Genomic DNA, 16,175 nt, shown 5'->3' with positions numbered 1-16,175 from the left:
CGCGTACTGACCGCTGAGTCAGTACGCAGGCGGGCGAGCGCCCAATAGACACGCACCGGCTTACCGCGGCCAACGCCGCATCAGCCCCCGAACAAGCGCGCCAGCAAGCCTTGCGAATCGAAGGCGGCACGGCGCAGACGGTCATTGACGCCCTGCCAATCGGCACTGGCGGGCAGGGACTCGACCACGATCAGATCGGCAGCGGCGTGGTCCATCTCGCGCAGGGCGGCATAGAGGTCGTGGGCATAGGCGTCGGCGCTGACCGGCATGGCACGGGTGACCTCGACACAGGCCGGCACGCTGCCCTGGAATTGGCGGCGGATCAGGGCCACCTTCTGGCCGATCTCGGCCAGCTTGGGCAACACGGTAGGCAATTCTTCGAGGCAGACCTGCACCACCGGGGTATGCGGCGCATAGTGCGCATCGAGGGTGCCCGAGGCCCGCGGCGCAGTGGCATCGGGCGTGGCCAGCGGCACACCCAGCACAGCGGCGATGCGGTCCGCGCTGATCTGGCCGGGACGCAGCAATACCGGACCGTGGCTATCGATACGGGAGAGATCAACGATGGTCGATTCGATACCCACTTCGCTTTGGCCGCCATCGAGCACGTCATCCAGCGGGCTGTTCTCATCGCTGCCGAATTCCTCGCGCACGTGCGCGGCCGTGGTCGGGCTGACATGGCCGAACTTGTTGGCCGAAGGCGCGGCAATGCCGCCCTTGCCGCCACGGAATTCACGCAGTAGTGCCTGCGCTACCGGATGTGAAGGACAACGCAGACCCACCGAATCTTGGCCACCGGCCACGGCATCGGGAATGTGCGCAGCGCGCTTCAAGATCAGCGTCAGCGGGCCCGGCCAGAACGAGGCGATCAGGCGACGCGCTTCCACCGGCACCGACGCCGCCCAGTAGCCGATATCAGCTTCCGGCGAGACGTGCACGATCACCGGATGATTGGCCGGCCGCCCCTTGGCCGCATAGATGGCAGCAATGGCAGCCGGGTTCTCGGCGTCGCCACCGAGGCCGTAGACAGTCTCGGTCGGAAAGGCCACCAGCCCGCCCTGCTCCAGCTTGCGTGCCGCGTGCATGATGGCGGCCGCATCGATCGGCGGTGTGGCGGGGCTGCTCTTGTCGTTCATGGCCGGTCCTCTTACAGCGCGATGCCGAGGATGGCGCAGGCCGCTGCCAACTGGCGCTGGGCATCGGCCAGTGTGGCGCCGGTGAAGGTGACGTGGCCCATCTTGCGACCACGGCGGGCTTCAGCCTTGCCGTACAAGTGCAGGTGCGCACCGGGCAGCGCCAGCACCTGGTCCCAGGCCGGTTCGCGCTGGGCATCCGTGTCATCCTCGTACCAGACATCACCCAGGATATTCAACATCACCGTGGGCGAATGCTGGCGCGTATCGCCCAGCGGCAGGCGCGCCATGGCGCGGACCTGTTGTTCGAACTGGCTGGTGACGCAGGCATCGATAGTGTAGTGGCCGCTGTTGTGCGGACGCGGGGCCATCTCGTTGACCACCAGCGCGCCATCTTCCAGCACGAAGAATTCGATGCACAGCACACCCACGTACTGCATCGCGCCGATGATCTGCAAGGCCGCCTGCTGGGCGCGCTCGGCAGCATCGGCCTTGATGTTGGGACCAGGCACGGTGGTGGTGAAGAGGATGCCATCGCGATGCACGTTCTCGGCAATCGGATAGACCACCGCCTGGCCATCATGACCACGCGCCACCAGCACCGAGACTTCATAGGCCAGCGGCAGCATCTTTTCCAGCACGCAGGTCACGCCCTTCATGGCGGCAAAAGCGTTGCGCACCTCTTCCACCGAGCGCACGCGCACCTGGCCCTTGCCGTCGTAACCCATGCGGGCGGTCTTGAGGATGCCCGGCAGCAGATTGGCATCGAGTCCGTCGATGTCGGCCTCGCTGTTGATCACCAGATGCGGCGCCGGCAGCACGCCGGACTGCGATCCGCATTCTGTGAAGAAGGCCTTCTCGGCCGTGCGGTCCTGGGCAATCGACACCCCCGAGGCAGCCGGTGCAACAAAGGTCTGCAGTGCCAACGTAGCCAGGCTCTTGGCCGAGACGTTCTCGAACTCGGTGGTGACCGCTGCGCACAGCGCACCCAGTTCGGCCAGCGCCGCGCCATCGTCATAGGCGGCATTGATCAGGCGATCCGCCACCTGCCCGGCCGGGCAATCGGCGTCGGCTTCCAGCACGGCGACCTTGAAGCCCATGCTCTGCGCCGCATGGGCGAACATGCGACCGAGCTGGCCGCCCCCCATCACACCCAGCCAGGTGGCTGGCGTGGTCGAGGGAACGGCGGGACGAAGGGTGGAGGCGGACTGCTGGGTCATACAGGCAACTTCATATCGAGAGCGACTTGCGTCTGGGTCTTGCGGAAGGCTTCCAGCTTTTCAGCCAAAGCCGCGTCGGTGGTGGCCAGCATGGCGATGGCCGAGAGCGCCGCATTGGCGGCGCCGGCTTCACCGATGGCATAGGTGGCCACTGGAATGCCCTTGGGCATCTGCACGATGGACAGCAACGAATCCTCGCCGCGCAGGTACTTGGAAGGCACCGGCACGCCCAGCACCGGCACGATGGTCTTGGCCGCGATCATGCCCGGCAGGTGGGCCGCACCACCGGCACCAGCGATGATGGCGCGCAAGCCGCGCGCGCGGGCGCTCTCGGCGTAGGCGAACATCTGGTCCGGCATCCGGTGCGCGGAAATCACCTGCGCTTCGAAGGGCACGCCGAAGTCCTTCAAGATGGCGACCGCGTTCTGCATCACCTCCCAGTCCGAGGACGACCCCATGACCACGCCCACCACGGGCTTGACGGTATCGTTCATATCCAGTCCTCTTCAGTCCTTGAGCTTGTTGCCGGTCAGGCGTTCCAGCGCCTCCCGGTACTTGGCGCCGGTCTTTTCGATCACATCGGCCGGAAGCGCCGGTGCCGGCGGGGTCTTCTGCCAGCCCTCGACGGTTTCCAGGTAGTCGCGCACGAACTGCTTGTCGAAGGACGGCGGCGAGATGCCCACTTGATAGCTGTCAGCCGGCCAGAAGCGCGAGGAGTCGGCGGTCAGCACTTCATCCATCAGGTGCAGCACGCCATTGTCATCCAGGCCGAATTCGAACTTGGTGTCGGCGATGATGATGCCACGGGTGGCAGCGTAATCCGCAGCTTCCTTGTAGAGCTGGATGGCCACATCACGGATCTTGTGGGCCAATTCGGTGCCGATGCGCTTTTCGGTTTCTTCGAAGCTGATGTTTTCGTCGTGTTCGCCCAGGTCGGCCTTGGCAGCCGGGGTGAAGATCGGCTGTTCCAGCTTGGAAGCCTGCTGCAGACCGGCCGGCAGCTGGATGCCGCAGATCGCGCCAGTGGCCTGGTAATCCTTCCAGCCGGAACCGATGATGTAGCCGCGCACCACGGCTTCCACCAGGATCGGCTTCAAGCGCTTGGCCACCACGGCGCGTCCGCGCACCTGCTCCACTTCGGCCGGGCTTACCACGGACTCGGGATCGATACCGGTCAGGTGGTTGGGCACGATGTGGCCGAGTTTGTCGAACCAGAAATCGCTCATCTGGTTCAAGACCTTGCCCTTGCCGGGAATCGGTTCATTCATGATGACGTCGAAGGCCGACAGGCGGTCGGTGGTCACGATCAACAGCTTGTCGTCACCGACGGCATAGTTTTCGCGGACCTTGCCGGTGCCCAGCAGGGGCAGGGAAGTGATCGAGGATTTGTAGAGACTGCTCATGGTGGTCTTCTCGTAAAGTCAAAAACCGGAATCGCCATTTTCAGGGCGATTCCGGTCGGTGGGGCCTTGCGTGCGGCGTAGGCCGTGGAACGCTTGAGCGCTTACTGGACGATCTGTGCCAGTTCGCCGCTCTTGTACTTCTCGGCGATCTTTTCCAGCGAGATCGGCTTGATCTTGCCAGCCTGGCCTTCGCAACCGAAGGACAGGAAACGTGCCTTGCAGACCAGCTTGGCGGCTTCGCGGGCGGGCTTGAGGTAGTCGCGCGGGTCGAACTTGGACGGGTTCTCGAACAGGTAGCGACGGATCGCACCGGTCATGGCCAGGCGGATGTCGGTATCGATGTTGATCTTGCGCACGCCGTGCTTGATGCCTTCCTGGATCTCTTCGACCGGCACGCCGTAAGTTTCCTTCATATCGCCGCCGAACTCGCGGATCTCGGCCAGCAGTTCCTGCGGCACCGAGGAAGAACCGTGCATCACCAGGTGGGTATTGGGGATACGGGCGTGGATTTCCTTGATGCGGTCGATGGCCAGGATGTCGCCGGTGGGCTTGCGGGAGAACTTGTAGGCGCCGTGCGAGGTACCGATGGCGATGGCCAGCGCGTCGCACTGGGTGGCCTTGACGAAGTCGGCGGCCTGGTTCACATCGGTGAGCAGTTGTTCACGGGTCATGGTGCCGTCGGCGCCGTGGCCGTCTTCCTTGTCACCCTTCATGGTTTCCAGGGAACCCAGCACGCCCAGTTCGGCTTCGACGGTCACGCCGATGGCGTGCGAGAACTCCACCACCTTGCGCGAGACTTCGACGTTGTACTCGTAGCTGGCCACGGTCTTGCCGTCGGCTTCCAGCGAGCCATCCATCATCACGGAGGAGAAGCCGGACTTGATGGCGGCCATGCACACGGCCGGCGATTGGCCGTGATCCTGGTGCATCACCACCGGGATGTGCGGATAGGCTTCCACAGCCGCCGAGATCAGGTGGCGCAGGAAGGCTTCACCGGCATATTTGCGGGCACCGGCGGAGGCTTGCATGATCACGGGCGCGCCGACTTCGTTGGCAGCTTCCATGATGGCGGTGACCTGCTCCAGGTTGTTGACGTTGAAAGCCGGCAAGCCATAACCGTTTTCGGCGGCGTGGTCCAGCAATTGACGCATGGATACGAGAGGCATGATGAAACTCCAGAACGATGAAAAAATCAGTACTCGCCAACGCGCAGGATCTTCAGCGCATTGGTGCCGCCGACCTGGCCGATGGGCTCGCCCCAGGTCACGACGATCAGGTCACCCTTCTGCACCACGCCTTGCGCCAGCAGCAGATCCTGGGCACCCTTCAGCATGGCTTCGGTGTCGGGCGCCTGGGCCAGTTCCAGCGTATGCACGTTGCGGAACAGCGAAGCCTTGCGGCGCGTGGCGACATTGGGGGTGATCGCAAAGATCGGGATATCGATGTTGTGACGGCTCATCCACAGCGCCGTCGAACCGGATTCGGTGAGCGCGGCAATGGCCTTCACACGCAGGTGGTGCGCGGTAAACAGTGCGCCATAGGCGATGGACTGGTCCACGCGGGTAAAGCGCAGGTTCAGGAAGTCGGCGTCCAGTTGCACATTGTCGGAACGCTCGGCTTCCAGGCAGATGGCCGACATGGCTTCCACGGTTTCCACTGGATACTTGCCGGAGGCGGTCTCGGCCGAAGTCATGACCGCATCGGTGCCATCCAGCACGGCGTTGGCGACATCGGAGACTTCGGCGCGGGTCGGCACGGCATTGACGATCATGGACTCCATCATCTGGGTTGCAGTGATGGTCAGCTTGTTGGAAGCACGCGCCATCTTGATCATGCGCTTTTGCAAACCCGGCACGGCGGCGTTGCCTACTTCAACAGCCAGGTCGCCACGGGCCACCATGATGCCGTCGGAGGCGTCCAGGATTTCCTGCAACAGGGGAATCGCTTCGGCGCGCTCGATCTTGGCGATCATCATCGGCTTGTGGCCGAAGGGTTCGCCGGCCACGTTGGAGAGCTGGCGCGCCATTTCCATGTCGGTGGCGTTCTTGGGGAAGGACACGGCCACATAGTCGGCCTGGAAGCTCATGGCGGTCTTGATGTCGTCCATGTCCTTGGCCGTCAGCGCCGGTGCCGACAGGCCGCCGCCCTGGCGGTTGATGCCCTTGTTGTTGGACAGTTCGCCACCGATCTTGACCACGGTGTGAATTTCATTGCCCATCACGCGCTCGACCTTGAGCACGATCAGGCCATCGTTCAACAGCAGGATGTCGTTGCCCTTGAGGTCACGCGGCAGCGCCTTGTAGTCCAGGCCCACCCGTTCCTGATTGCCCATCTGGCAATCAGCGTCGAGGATGAACTTGTCGCCATTGGCCAGCATGATCTTGCCATTCTCGAACTTGCCCACGCGGATCTTGGGGCCTTGCAGGTCGGCCATGATGGCGACCTTCTTGCCGCATTCGTCGGCCACTTCACGCACCAGGGTGGCGCGGTCGATGTGGTCCTGCGGCTTGCCGTGCGAGAAGTTCAGGCGCACGACGTCAACGCCAGCGCGGATCATGCGGGTCAGGGTTTCACGGTCGCTGGAAGCGGGACCGATGGTGGCGACGATTTTTGTTGCTCTGGACATGAATACCTTCTGGTTGCGACTTGGTCATGGAAGCCCGCTGCCCGGCCCGATGCAGGGCCGATCGGCGGATCGCTTCCGCCCCGAACGCGCGTCTCGGACGCGTTCATCATTGGTGGTAAGACAGACTCAGAATTCGGATGGAACAGCCAGACGCCGCGCCCGGCAACAGGGGCGCAGCGCCAGTCGCGCTTACTGCGCGCGTTGCAGCAGAATCTCGACAGCCGGCAGGGTCTTGCCTTCCAGGAATTCCAGGAAAGCGCCACCACCGGTGGAGATGTAGCCGACCTTGTCGGCGATGTCGTACTTGGCAATGGCGGCCAGGGTGTCGCCACCACCGGCAATGGAGAAGCCCGGCGAGGCGGCGATGGCGCGCGCCAGGGTCTCGGTGCCAGCACCGAACTGGTCGAACTCGAACACGCCCACTGGACCATTCCAGACGATGGTGCCGGCGCGGCCCAACTGCTCAGCCAGGACGGCAGCGGTCTGGGGACCGATGTCAAAGATCATGTCGTCGTCGGCCACATCAGCAGCCGCCTTCACGGTTGCTGCAGCGGTCGGCGAGAATTCCTTGCCCACCACCACGTCGGTCGGAATGGGTACCGAAGCGCCGCGCTTGGCCATCAGCTCGATGATGGCCTTGGCATCCTCCACCAGGTCCGGCTCGGCCAGCGACTTGCCGATCTTCAGGCCGGCGGCCAGCATGAAGGTATTGGCGATGCCGCCACCGACGATGAGGTTGTCGACCTTCTCGGCCAGGGTCTTCAAGATGGTCAGCTTGGTGGACACCTTGGAACCGGCCACGATGGCCACCAGCGGACGGGCCGGCTGGTTCAGGGCTTTACCCAGGGCATCCAGCTCGGCCGCCAGCAGCGGGCCGGCACAGGCGATGGGGGCAAACTTGGCCACGCCATAGGTGGTGGCTTCGGCGCGGTGCGCGGTACCGAAGGCGTCGTTGACGTAGATATCGCAGAGCTTGGCGATCTTTTGCGCCAGCTCATCGCTGTTCTTCTTTTCACCCTTGTTCAGACGGCAATTTTCCAGCAGCACGACCTGGCCGGGTTGCACCTCCACACCGTCCACCCAGTTGGCCACCAGCTTGACTTCGCTGCCCAGCAGCTCGGACAGGCGCTTGGCCACCGGCGCCAGCGAATCCTCGGGCTTGAACTCGCCTTCGGTGGGGCGGCCCAGGTGGGAAGTCACCATCACTGCAGCGCCTGCCTGCTGGGCATCGCGAATGGCCGGCACCGAGGCGCGGATGCGGGTATCTTCGGTGATATTGCCGGCATCATCCTGCGGCACGTTCAGATCGGCACGGATGAAGACGCGTTTGCCTTGCAATTGCTTGGCAGAAATCAGATCGCTCAGTCGGTTGAATTTCATAGCTAGGAATTCGAAGAAGGGGGCGAAAAACGCCGTATTTTACTCCAGCCTGACCTGCTCCTGACGCCTTTTTGGCTGCTTCAACAACATCCAGGCGCGGCCGGCAGCTCTGCAATAAGGTTCACAACACAGCGTGCCACGCTGTAAAGAGTGACATTCTTGCCACATTAGTTCCCCACAAGTTGCAGTGGCAGGAAAGTTCTTGCTCTCGTGAATCCGCTAAAATGGAGCTCTTTGCCCAGTTCGCTCATCGTTATCTTAGCGACAACTGGGCTGCCCCACCGGGCATTCCACATTCTGCAATCACTGCACAGGGAGACCACCATGTCCATGGCTGACCGCGACGGCAAGATCTGGAAGGACGGCGCGTTGATCGACTGGCGCGACGCCACCGTCCACGTACTGACCCACACCCTGCACTACGGCATGGGCGTCTTCGAGGGCGTGCGCGCCTATAAGACGCCGGAAGGCACGGCCATCTTCCGCCTGAAGGAACATACCCAGCGCCTGTTCAACTCGGCCAAGATCTTCCAGATGGTAGTGCCGTTCGACCAGGCCACCCTGGCCGAGGCGCAGCGCCAGGTGGTGCGCGAAAACAACCTGGAATCCTGCTACATCCGCCCGCTGATCTGGATCGGCTCGGAAAAGCTGGGCGTGTCCGCCAAGGGCAACCAGATCCACGTGGCCATCGCCGCCTGGCCGTGGGGCGCCTACCTGGGCGAGGATGGCATCAACAAGGGCATCCGAGTGAAGACTTCTTCCTTCACCCGGCACCACGTCAATGTGTCGCTGGTGCGTGCCAAGGCCTGCGGCTACTACATCAATTCCATCCTGGCCAACCAGGAAGCGCTGGCCGATGGCTACGATGAAGCCCTGCTGCTGGACACCGAAGGCTATGTCTCGGAAGGTTCGGGGGAAAATGTCTTCATCGTCAAGAACGGCAAGATCTATACTCCCGACCTGGCCTCCTGCCTGGATGGCATCACCCGCGACGCCGTGCTGACCATGGCGCGCGACCTGGGCATCGAGGTCATCGAAAAGCGTATCACCCGCGATGAAATGTATTGCGCCGATGAAGCTTTCTTCACCGGCACCGCGGCCGAGGTCACCCCGATCCGCGAACTGGATCGCCGCGTCATCGGCAATGGCGCTCGCGGCCCCATCACCGAGAAGCTGCAGAGCCTGTTCTTCGACGTGGTCTCGGGCCGGGCGCCGCAGTACCGGCACTGGCTCACGCTGGTGTAAGGCCTAGCCCCTTCAGTCATTCAATGAGTCAGTCTTTAGTCGTTAGTCAATTGCAAGCAACGGAGAACAAGATGAGCCAAGCTCAAGCATCGCAGGGTGTGATCCTGCTCGAAGGCAAGGATTTGCCGGCCCACTGCCCCAACCCCAGCATGACCGCCTGGAACTCGCACCCGCGCGTGTTTCTGGAACTGGATGCCCATGGCGCAGCCAAATGTCCTTACTGCGGCACCCAGTACCAGTTGAAACCCGGTACCGTGGTCAAGGGCCACTGAATCCAGGTTTCGCACCAGACACGAGAGGGCCCACAAGGCCCTCTTTTCATCTGATCCGGAGATTGTCATGCCTCGCAACAAACTGATCCATGGCTCGCCTGATGAAATCGAAGCCGCCTACTACGACGCCCTGGCCCGCGCCGACCTGGAAGCCTTGATGGACCTGTGGGCCGATGATGAAGAAGTGGTCTGCATCCATCCCGGCGCCCAACGCCTGGTCGGCCATGCCGAGATCCGCGCCGTGTGGGAAGACATCCTCTCCAACGGCGGCCTACACATCCGCCCGCGCCAGTTGCATGTGACGCAGAACATGATGACCGCCGTGCATAGCGTGGTCGAAGAAATCGAACACGGCAGCCAGGACCAACCGGAGGTGCACGTCATCGCCACCAACGTCTATCTCAAGACCACCCTGGGCTGGCGCATGGTGATGCACCATGCCTCGGTGGCGCCCGGTGCGGCGCCGGCAGAGGCGGTGATCAGCGGGGCCATGCTGCATTGATGGCAGGCTTTTGATTTATCCACAGGCTAGGCTGCACCATGCTTTACATCCCGCCCCGCTGGCTTCCCGGGGGCCATCTCCAGACCATCTACCCATCCACCTGCCTGCCCAAGCCGGAGCTCGCCTATCGCCGCGAACGCTGGGAGGCGCCCGATGGCGACTTCATCGATATCGACTTCGTCGATGGCCAGCCGGGACGGCCGCTGCTGGTGCTGTTCCACGGCCTGGAAGGTTCTTCCGACAGCCACTACAGCCGTGCGCTCATGGCCGAGGTGCAGCGGCGGGGCTGGCATGGGGCGATACCACATTTCCGGGGCTGCTCGGGCGAGATCAACCTGGCCCCGCGCTTCTATCATTCGGGCGACAGCGCCGAGCTGGACTGGATCATCCGTCGCCTCAAACTGCGCCAGCAAGACCTGGCAGCCACCCACCTGTATGCCTGCGGCGTCTCGCTGGGCGCCAATGCACTGCTGCGCTGGCTGGGCGAATCGCAGCATGAGGCCGAGATCGTGGACGCCGCCTGCGCGGTCTCGGCGCCGCTGGACCTGGCCGGCGGCGGCACAGCGCTGGCGTCGGGTTTCAACCGGCTCTATACCTGGGTGTTCTTGCGCACCCTGCGCCCCAAGTGCCTGGCCAAGCTGGAGCAGTTTCCGGGCCTGTTCGACCGCGACGCGCTGCTGGCGGCGCGCGACCTGTACGCCTTCGATAACGTGGTCACCGCGCCCCTGCACGGCTATCGCAATACCGACGACTACTGGGACCGCGCCAGCGCCAAGCACATCCTGCACGACATCAGCGTGCCCACGCTGGTCTTGAATGCCCAGAACGACCCCTTCCTGCCGGCACGCCACCTGCCGCGCTCGGCGGCCCCCGAGGTGGTGCTGGAGTATCCCGCACAAGGCGGTCACGTGGGCTTTGCCGCCGGCGGCCCACCGGGCAGCCTGGAGTGGCTGCCGCGCCGCCTGCTGCACTTCCTGGAAGGGCGCACCGAAAGTAGCTTCGTGACGCAAACGGAGTTGGCCCATGGATGAGATCGTGCGCCAGGCCATGACCCGATGGCCCAACGTGCCGCACTGCTTCGGCTGGCTGCGCCTGGATGCGCGTGGCCTGTGGCGGATGCGCGATGAACGCGCCCAGCAACTTGAACTCCCGGGCGATCCGATCCGCCACCCCGCCCTGCGGGCCTTCATCGACCGCAACTACGGCTGTGATGAAGCCGGTCGCTGGTATTTCCAGAACGGGCCGCAACGGGTGTATGTGGACCTGGAATGGATGCCGCACATCCTGCGCACCCAACCGGATGGGCAAGGCGGGCTGGCGCTGGTGCTGCATACCGGTGCCACGCTGGAGACCGTCGAAGCGGCCTGGATGGATGAGGCAGGCCGGCTCTACTTGCGCGCCGGCGGGGTCACCGCTGGCGTGGATGACCGCGACCTGGCGCATCTGCTGCCCTGCCTGCAGACCGCTGGGGCGGCCGATGAAGAAGCACTGCTGCGCTGGCTGGAAGGGGCCGGCAATGTTGCACCAAACTTCACCTATGCCGGCCGGGCATTGCCGCTCAAGCGCATCGCTGCGGCAGAGCTGGAAAAAATCTTCACTTTCGTCGCCAATCCACGCGAGCCGTGAAGGATAGGCATCGGGGGCCGCGGATCAGCTGCGGTCCTTGCCGTCCTTCTGCTCATCCTTCCAGCGCGCCTTCCACTCGCGCTCGCGCGCATCGATCTGCGACTGGTCGTAGAAGGTGGCGTCGGGCGCCTTGCGGGCAATCCCCAACTGATCGATGGCGGCCAACAGGCTGCCGTTCAAGGCATAGGATTCGGCCAGCGCCATGTGCTGCAACGCCTGCTTGCCCTGGGCCGCATAAGCCTTGGCCAGCAATTGCTGCACCTGGGCGTCGGCGCGGTAGAGCTGGGCCTGGTCGCGCAGGTAGGCCACCGCTTCATCGAGCCGGTTGGCGGCCATCAAGGCATCGGCATACTGACGCGCGATGGTGCGCGAGATGGGGAATTGCTGGCGCAGCGTCGTGGCCAGTTGCAGCGCCTGCTGGGACTGCTTGCGGGCGATACGGATGTCGATGTCAAGACTGCCGAACAGGATCCCGGTCTTCATCGGGATAGCCGCTTCCTGGGCTTCCTTCAGGGCCGTTTCGGCCTGCTCGAACTTGTTCTGGCGATAGTAGGTGTAAGCCAGCCCATACTTGGCGGCGGCCGTCATGAGCTTGGTATTCTGGCGTGCCTGGTCGATGAACTTGGCGGCACTGTCGCGCAATCCTTGCACGCTGTCGTTCTGCAAGACCTGGGTGCGCGCGCGCACCAGCTGGAATTCGGGATTGTCCACCCGCTGCTTGTAGCGCTGGTCGCGGATGCGCGCCTGGATGTCGGCGATGCGCTCGGTGGTCAGCGGGTGCGTCATCAGGTAAGGCGGCACGGCATCGCTGTAGTTGCGCGAGGCCGCTTGCAGGCGACCAAAGAAGGTCACCATGCCGGACGGGTCGAAACCGCCATCGCTCATGATCTGGAAACCGATGCGGTCGGCCTCGCGCTCGGCATCGCGGCTGAAGTTGAGCTGGCGCTGCACGGCCAGGCCGGTACCGCCCATCATGGTGGCCATGGCGGCGTCGCCACCGGCCTTGGAAATCCCGGCCAGCGCGCCCAGCACGATGGCCGCCAGCTGGATCATCGAATTCTGCTTTTGCTGGCCCAACATGCGCGCGATGTGACGCTGGGCCACGTGCCCGATTTCGTGCGACATCACCCCGGCCAGTTCGGACTCCGACTGCGCCGCCAGCACCAGCCCGCTATTGACGCCGATGAAGCCGCCCGGCAAGGCAAAGGCGTTGAGCATGGGGTCGCGCACCATGAAGAACTGAAAATCGAAGCCAGCCTCGCCGCGCACTTCGGGATGCAGCGAGACCAGGTGCTGGCCAAAATTGTTGAGGTATTCCGAGACTGGACCATCATCGACATAGTCGCGGTCAGAGCGGATGTCGCGCATGATTTCCTCGCCCAGCTTGCGCTCCATCAGCGGCGAGAGACCCTCGCGCTCGGTATCGCCCAGCGTCGGCAAGCCCTGCGCTACGCCGGGATGCGGCAGCAGCGTCAGCGGTGCGGCCGGCAAGAGCAGCAAGGCGGCTCCCAGAGTGCGCGCCAGCAGCTGGCGTAGCGGCAGGAAGACACGACGAGAGACAGCAAAAAAGACAGCAGAAACGATTCGTGGCATGGACCGGTTCGGTAATGGCAGGCAAGACAGTGAAGCAGCGAAGGCTGCGGGCTGCCTGCTATGATACCCGCTCCTTTCCCTTCATTTCACGAGCAGCGCAGACCATGACGACATCCGGCGACCACGCGCCCAACGGCGGCCTCACCCATTTCGACCAGGGCGGACAGGCACACATGGTCGACGTCGGCGGCAAGAACGAAACCCAACGCGTGGCCCTGGCTACAGGCGTGATCCGAATGCAGCCGGCTACGCTGGCCATCATCGAATCCGGCACCGCCAAGAAGGGCGACGTCCTGGGCATCGCCCGCATCGCCGCCATCATGGCGGCCAAGCGCACGGGCGAGCTGATCCCCTTGTGCCATCCGTTGGCCTTGACGCACGTTTCGGTGGAGTTCGAGACCGATGCCGCCAGTGCTTGCGTGCGCTGTACCGCACGGGTGGAAACCTACGGCAAGACCGGGGTGGAGATGGAAGCGCTGACCGCTGTGCAGGTGGGCTTGCTGACGGTCTATGACATGTGCAAGGCGGTCGACAAGCGCATGGTCATGACGGATATCTGCGTGACCGAAAAGCGCGGCGGCAAGAGCGATATCAGCATGGCGCGGCCTTAGGTCAGATGCGTCCGACCAGGGGTCATGAAAAACGCGCCCGCGGGCGCGTTTCGTTTTTCTTCATCTACGCTATGCCAGCGATTCAGCCACGGCAATTGGCCGGCGCAAACTTGGCCGGCAGCGTGCCGGCGACGAAGCCGGTGTTGGGCGTAGCGCCTTCGGGCGTGGCAGCCTGCTTCACATCCTTGGCCGCGCATTGCCACTGGATGGTGCCGGAGGCGATGGTAGGGGTCAGCGTCAAGCTGCCGCCGTCACCCACGCGCGGGCCGTAAGTGATGGTGATGACGCCACCGACGCCACGCTTTTCCATCGGCGAGACTTCGATCTTGCTGACGTTGTCGGTCGGCGTGAAAGCCGGCAGGCCGAGTTGCGCCACGGTGAAGACGCCATTGTTGGAGCTGATCTGCTCGGTCACGGCCAGCTTGTAGGGCTCGGCCAGGTTGAAGCCTTCCGAGACGCGCGCCCGGACGATGTAGTCCTGGTACTGCGAAGCGCCCAGCATGGCCAGGATGCCGATGACGGCCAGCGTGACCATCAGTTCGAGCAGGGTGAAGCCTTGTTGGGCGCGGCGGGAGACGACTGCTTTCATGGAATCCTCGTAAAAAATAAAAGGGCGTTGCCAGTATCGGCAGCGCCGGCAATGCGTACCAGCGAATAAATTGCAAAGCTAGCAGGTTTGTTGGGCCGTGGCGCTGATATGCCTCAACCACCGGCTAGGACAGCGGCGTGTGCTGCTGCTCGGCTTTCCTGCGCTTGAGCGTGAGGCCAGTCAACACCACCCCCAGCGCACCGACCAGGCCGGGCAGGCTCAGGTGGACGGCGGCGCCGGGCAGGATGAATTCGGTCTCGGCGATGACATCCCGCAACCAGGCCTGCATGGCCGCATCGCTGAAGATCATGCCACCGGCGATGTAGCCCAGCAAGGCCGCACCCAAGGTGACGATGACCGGGAATTTCTCCATCAACTTCAATACCAGCGTGCTGCCCCAGACGATGATGGGGATGCTGACCACGATGCCGAACACCACCAGCAGCAGCTGATGCTCACCCGCGGCTTGCTCGGCCGCGCTGGCGATGGCAATCACGTTGTCCAGGCTCATCACCAGGTCGGCCACGATCACGGTCTTGACGGCGCCCCACAGACGGTCGCTGCCATTGATGTCGGTGTGTTCATCCTCTTCATTGAGCAGCTTGATGCCGATCCACAGCAGCAGGATGCCGCCCACCAGCTTCAGGTAGGGCAATTGCAGCATGGTCACGGCAAAGGCGATCAAGGCAATGCGGATGGCAATGGCCCCCACGGTGCCCCAGACGATGCCCTTCATGCGCAGCTTGTCGGGCAGGTTGCGACAGGCCAGCGCGATGACGATGGCATTGTCGCCGCCGAGCAGGATGTCGATCAGGATGATCTGCGCCACCGCCACCCAGTTCAGGTTGGTCAGCAATTCCATTCATGTCCTCCAGGAAAACAGCGCCTCTGGTCGGGCGCATGGCTGGATGACCGCGTCGTGCGCGATTAGTGCCTTGCCCATCAAGGCAGGCCACCCTAAAAGACATGGGGAGCCGAAGCTCCCCATGCTGGTGCTACCTGGTATTGCGTGTACGGCAGGTCCGGCTGGGCTTGCCTTGCGGGCAAGCCATCGGCGCTCTTACAGTACCGACTTCAGCAGGCGACCCATTTCGGACGGGTTGCGGGTGACCTTGATGCCGCACTCTTCCATGATGGCCAGCTTGGCTTCGGCAGTGTCGGCACCGCCGGAGATCAGGGCACCTGCGTGGCCCATGCGCTTGCCCGGGGGCGCGGTCACGCCGGCGATGAAACCAACCACCGGCTTCTTCATGTTGTCCTTGATCCAACGGGCGGCGTTGGCTTCGTCAGGACCACCGATTTCACCGATCATGATGACGGCATCGGTGTCCGGATCGTCGTTAAAGGCCTTCATGACGTCGATGTGCTTCAGACCGTTGATCGGGTCGCCACCGATACCGACGGCGGAGGACTGGCCCAGGCCCAGGGCGGTCAGTTGGCCCACGGCTTCATAGGTCAGGGTGCCCGAGCGGGAGACCACGCCGATGCGGCCCTTCTTGTGGATGTGGCCGGGCATGATGCCGATCTTGATTTCGTCCGGGGTGATCAGGCCGGGGCAGTTCGGGCCCAGCAGCAGGGTCTTGGAACCGGCCTTGGCCATGCGGTCCTTCAGGGCCAGCATGTCACGCACGGGGATGCCTTCGGTGATGCAGATGGCCAGGTCCAGCTCGGCTTCAACGGCTTCCCAGATGGCAGCAGCAGCGCCGGCGGGCGGCACGTAGATCACGGAAACGGTGGCGCCGGTGGCGTTCTTGGCTTCGGTGACGTTGGCATAGATGGGGATGCCTTCGAAGTCTTCACCGGCCTTCTTCGGGTTCACGCCGGCGACGAAGGCATTTTTGCCGTTCGCGTAGTCGCGGCACATGCGGGTGTGGAACTGACCGGTCTTGCCGGTGATACCTTGGGTGATGACCTTGGTGTCTTTGTTGATGAGGATCGACATTTCTCTTCCTTGACTGTGATGCCTGCGCCGCGG

At 63.5% G+C, this 16,175-nt stretch carries 17 protein-coding genes; 6 read left to right on the top strand and 11 right to left on the bottom strand.

Features of this window, described 5'->3' with window-relative positions:
- Nucleotides 1–80 precede the first annotated feature (80 nt).
- The 7 genes from RC54_RS03320 to RC54_RS03290 all read right to left on the bottom strand — a co-directional run bounded on the left by RC54_RS03320 (nt 81) and on the right by RC54_RS03290 (nt 7,762).
- The gene (locus RC54_RS03320; protein ID WP_061789679.1) at nt 81–1,136 is read right to left on the bottom strand and encodes an L-threonylcarbamoyladenylate synthase; all 1,056 of its coding nucleotides are present in this window, start codon (nt 1,134–1,136) and stop codon (nt 81–83) included.
- Between the two features lie 11 nt (nt 1,137–1,147).
- Nucleotides 1,148–2,353: a 5-(carboxyamino)imidazole ribonucleotide synthase gene (locus RC54_RS03315; protein ID WP_058894241.1), complete on the bottom strand. Its 1,206-nt coding sequence runs from the start codon at nt 2,351–2,353 to the stop codon at nt 1,148–1,150.
- Entirely contained in the window at nt 2,350–2,847 is a 498-nt protein-coding gene (gene purE / locus RC54_RS03310; RefSeq protein ID WP_044528474.1) for a 5-(carboxyamino)imidazole ribonucleotide mutase, read from the bottom strand. Before purE ends, RC54_RS03315 begins: the two co-directional genes overlap by 4 nt.
- A 12-nt stretch (nt 2,848–2,859) precedes the next feature.
- Nucleotides 2,860–3,756 carry a phosphoribosylaminoimidazolesuccinocarboxamide synthase gene (locus RC54_RS03305; protein ID WP_017451503.1) on the bottom strand — a complete coding sequence of 299 codons (897 nt, stop codon included), beginning with the start codon at nt 3,754–3,756 and terminating at the stop codon, nt 2,860–2,862.
- A gap of 101 nt (nt 3,757–3,857) precedes the next feature.
- Nucleotides 3,858–4,922, bottom strand: a complete 1,065-nt coding sequence (fba, locus tag RC54_RS03300; protein ID WP_013232709.1) for a class II fructose-bisphosphate aldolase — start codon at nt 4,920–4,922, stop codon at nt 3,858–3,860.
- 26 nt (nt 4,923–4,948) lie between these two features.
- Nucleotides 4,949–6,382, bottom strand: coding sequence for a pyruvate kinase (pyk, locus tag RC54_RS03295; protein WP_058894240.1), 1,434 nt, complete (start codon nt 6,380–6,382; stop codon nt 4,949–4,951).
- A gap of 189 nt (nt 6,383–6,571) precedes the next feature.
- Complete coding sequence (locus RC54_RS03290) at nt 6,572–7,762, bottom strand: phosphoglycerate kinase (RefSeq protein ID WP_058894239.1); 1,191 nt, start codon at nt 7,760–7,762, stop codon at nt 6,572–6,574.
- 324 nt (nt 7,763–8,086) lie between these two features.
- Here RC54_RS03290 and RC54_RS03285 point away from each other — a divergent pair, with 324 nt between their 5' ends.
- From RC54_RS03285 to RC54_RS03265, 5 genes are all read left to right on the top strand, one after another.
- Nucleotides 8,087–9,007 carry a branched-chain amino acid transaminase gene (locus tag RC54_RS03285; RefSeq protein ID WP_058894238.1) on the top strand — a complete coding sequence of 307 codons (921 nt, stop codon included), beginning with the start codon at nt 8,087–8,089 and terminating at the stop codon, nt 9,005–9,007.
- A 71-nt stretch (nt 9,008–9,078) separates the two neighbouring features.
- Entirely contained in the window at nt 9,079–9,279 is a 201-nt protein-coding gene (locus RC54_RS03280; protein WP_017451507.1) for a zinc-finger domain-containing protein, read from the top strand.
- Between the two features lie 67 nt (nt 9,280–9,346).
- On the top strand, nt 9,347–9,781 hold the full coding sequence (locus tag RC54_RS03275; RefSeq protein WP_044528471.1) for a YybH family protein: 435 nt from the start codon (nt 9,347–9,349) through the stop codon (nt 9,779–9,781).
- A gap of 38 nt (nt 9,782–9,819) precedes the next feature.
- Nucleotides 9,820–10,812: a YheT family hydrolase gene (locus tag RC54_RS03270; protein WP_061789678.1), complete on the top strand. Its 993-nt coding sequence runs from the start codon at nt 9,820–9,822 to the stop codon at nt 10,810–10,812.
- On the top strand, nt 10,805–11,407 hold the full coding sequence (locus RC54_RS03265) for a DUF2946 family protein (RefSeq protein ID WP_061789677.1): 603 nt from the start codon (nt 10,805–10,807) through the stop codon (nt 11,405–11,407). The genes RC54_RS03270 and RC54_RS03265 overlap by 8 nt, the downstream gene beginning before the upstream one ends.
- 24 nt (nt 11,408–11,431) lie before the next feature.
- Here the strand turns inward: RC54_RS03265 and RC54_RS03260 are convergent, their stop codons facing one another.
- Entirely contained in the window at nt 11,432–13,000 is a 1,569-nt protein-coding gene (locus RC54_RS03260; RefSeq protein WP_061789676.1) for a M48 family metalloprotease, read from the bottom strand.
- Nucleotides 13,001–13,104: 104 nt separating this feature from the next.
- Here RC54_RS03260 and moaC point away from each other — a divergent pair, with 104 nt between their 5' ends.
- Nucleotides 13,105–13,611, top strand: coding sequence for a cyclic pyranopterin monophosphate synthase MoaC (moaC, locus tag RC54_RS03255; protein ID WP_061789675.1), 507 nt, complete (start codon nt 13,105–13,107; stop codon nt 13,609–13,611).
- An 82-nt stretch (nt 13,612–13,693) separates the two neighbouring features.
- Here the strand turns inward: moaC and RC54_RS03250 are convergent, their stop codons facing one another.
- From RC54_RS03250 to sucD, 3 genes are all read right to left on the bottom strand, one after another.
- Entirely contained in the window at nt 13,694–14,200 is a 507-nt protein-coding gene (locus RC54_RS03250; protein WP_017451513.1) for a pilin, read from the bottom strand.
- Nucleotides 14,201–14,324: 124 nt separating this feature from the next.
- Nucleotides 14,325–15,062, bottom strand: coding sequence for a TerC family protein (locus RC54_RS03245; RefSeq protein ID WP_058894234.1), 738 nt, complete (start codon nt 15,060–15,062; stop codon nt 14,325–14,327).
- Nucleotides 15,063–15,260: 198 nt separating this feature from the next.
- Nucleotides 15,261–16,142 carry a succinate--CoA ligase subunit alpha gene (sucD, locus tag RC54_RS03240; protein WP_013232695.1) on the bottom strand — a complete coding sequence of 294 codons (882 nt, stop codon included), beginning with the start codon at nt 16,140–16,142 and terminating at the stop codon, nt 15,261–15,263.
- Nucleotides 16,143–16,175 lie beyond the last annotated feature (33 nt).

This window comes from Herbaspirillum rubrisubalbicans (assembly GCF_003719195.1).
GTDB classification, from domain to species: Bacteria; Pseudomonadota; Gammaproteobacteria; order Burkholderiales; family Burkholderiaceae_D; genus Herbaspirillum; species Herbaspirillum rubrisubalbicans.
This window is presented reverse-complemented; position numbering and strand designations above follow the sequence as displayed.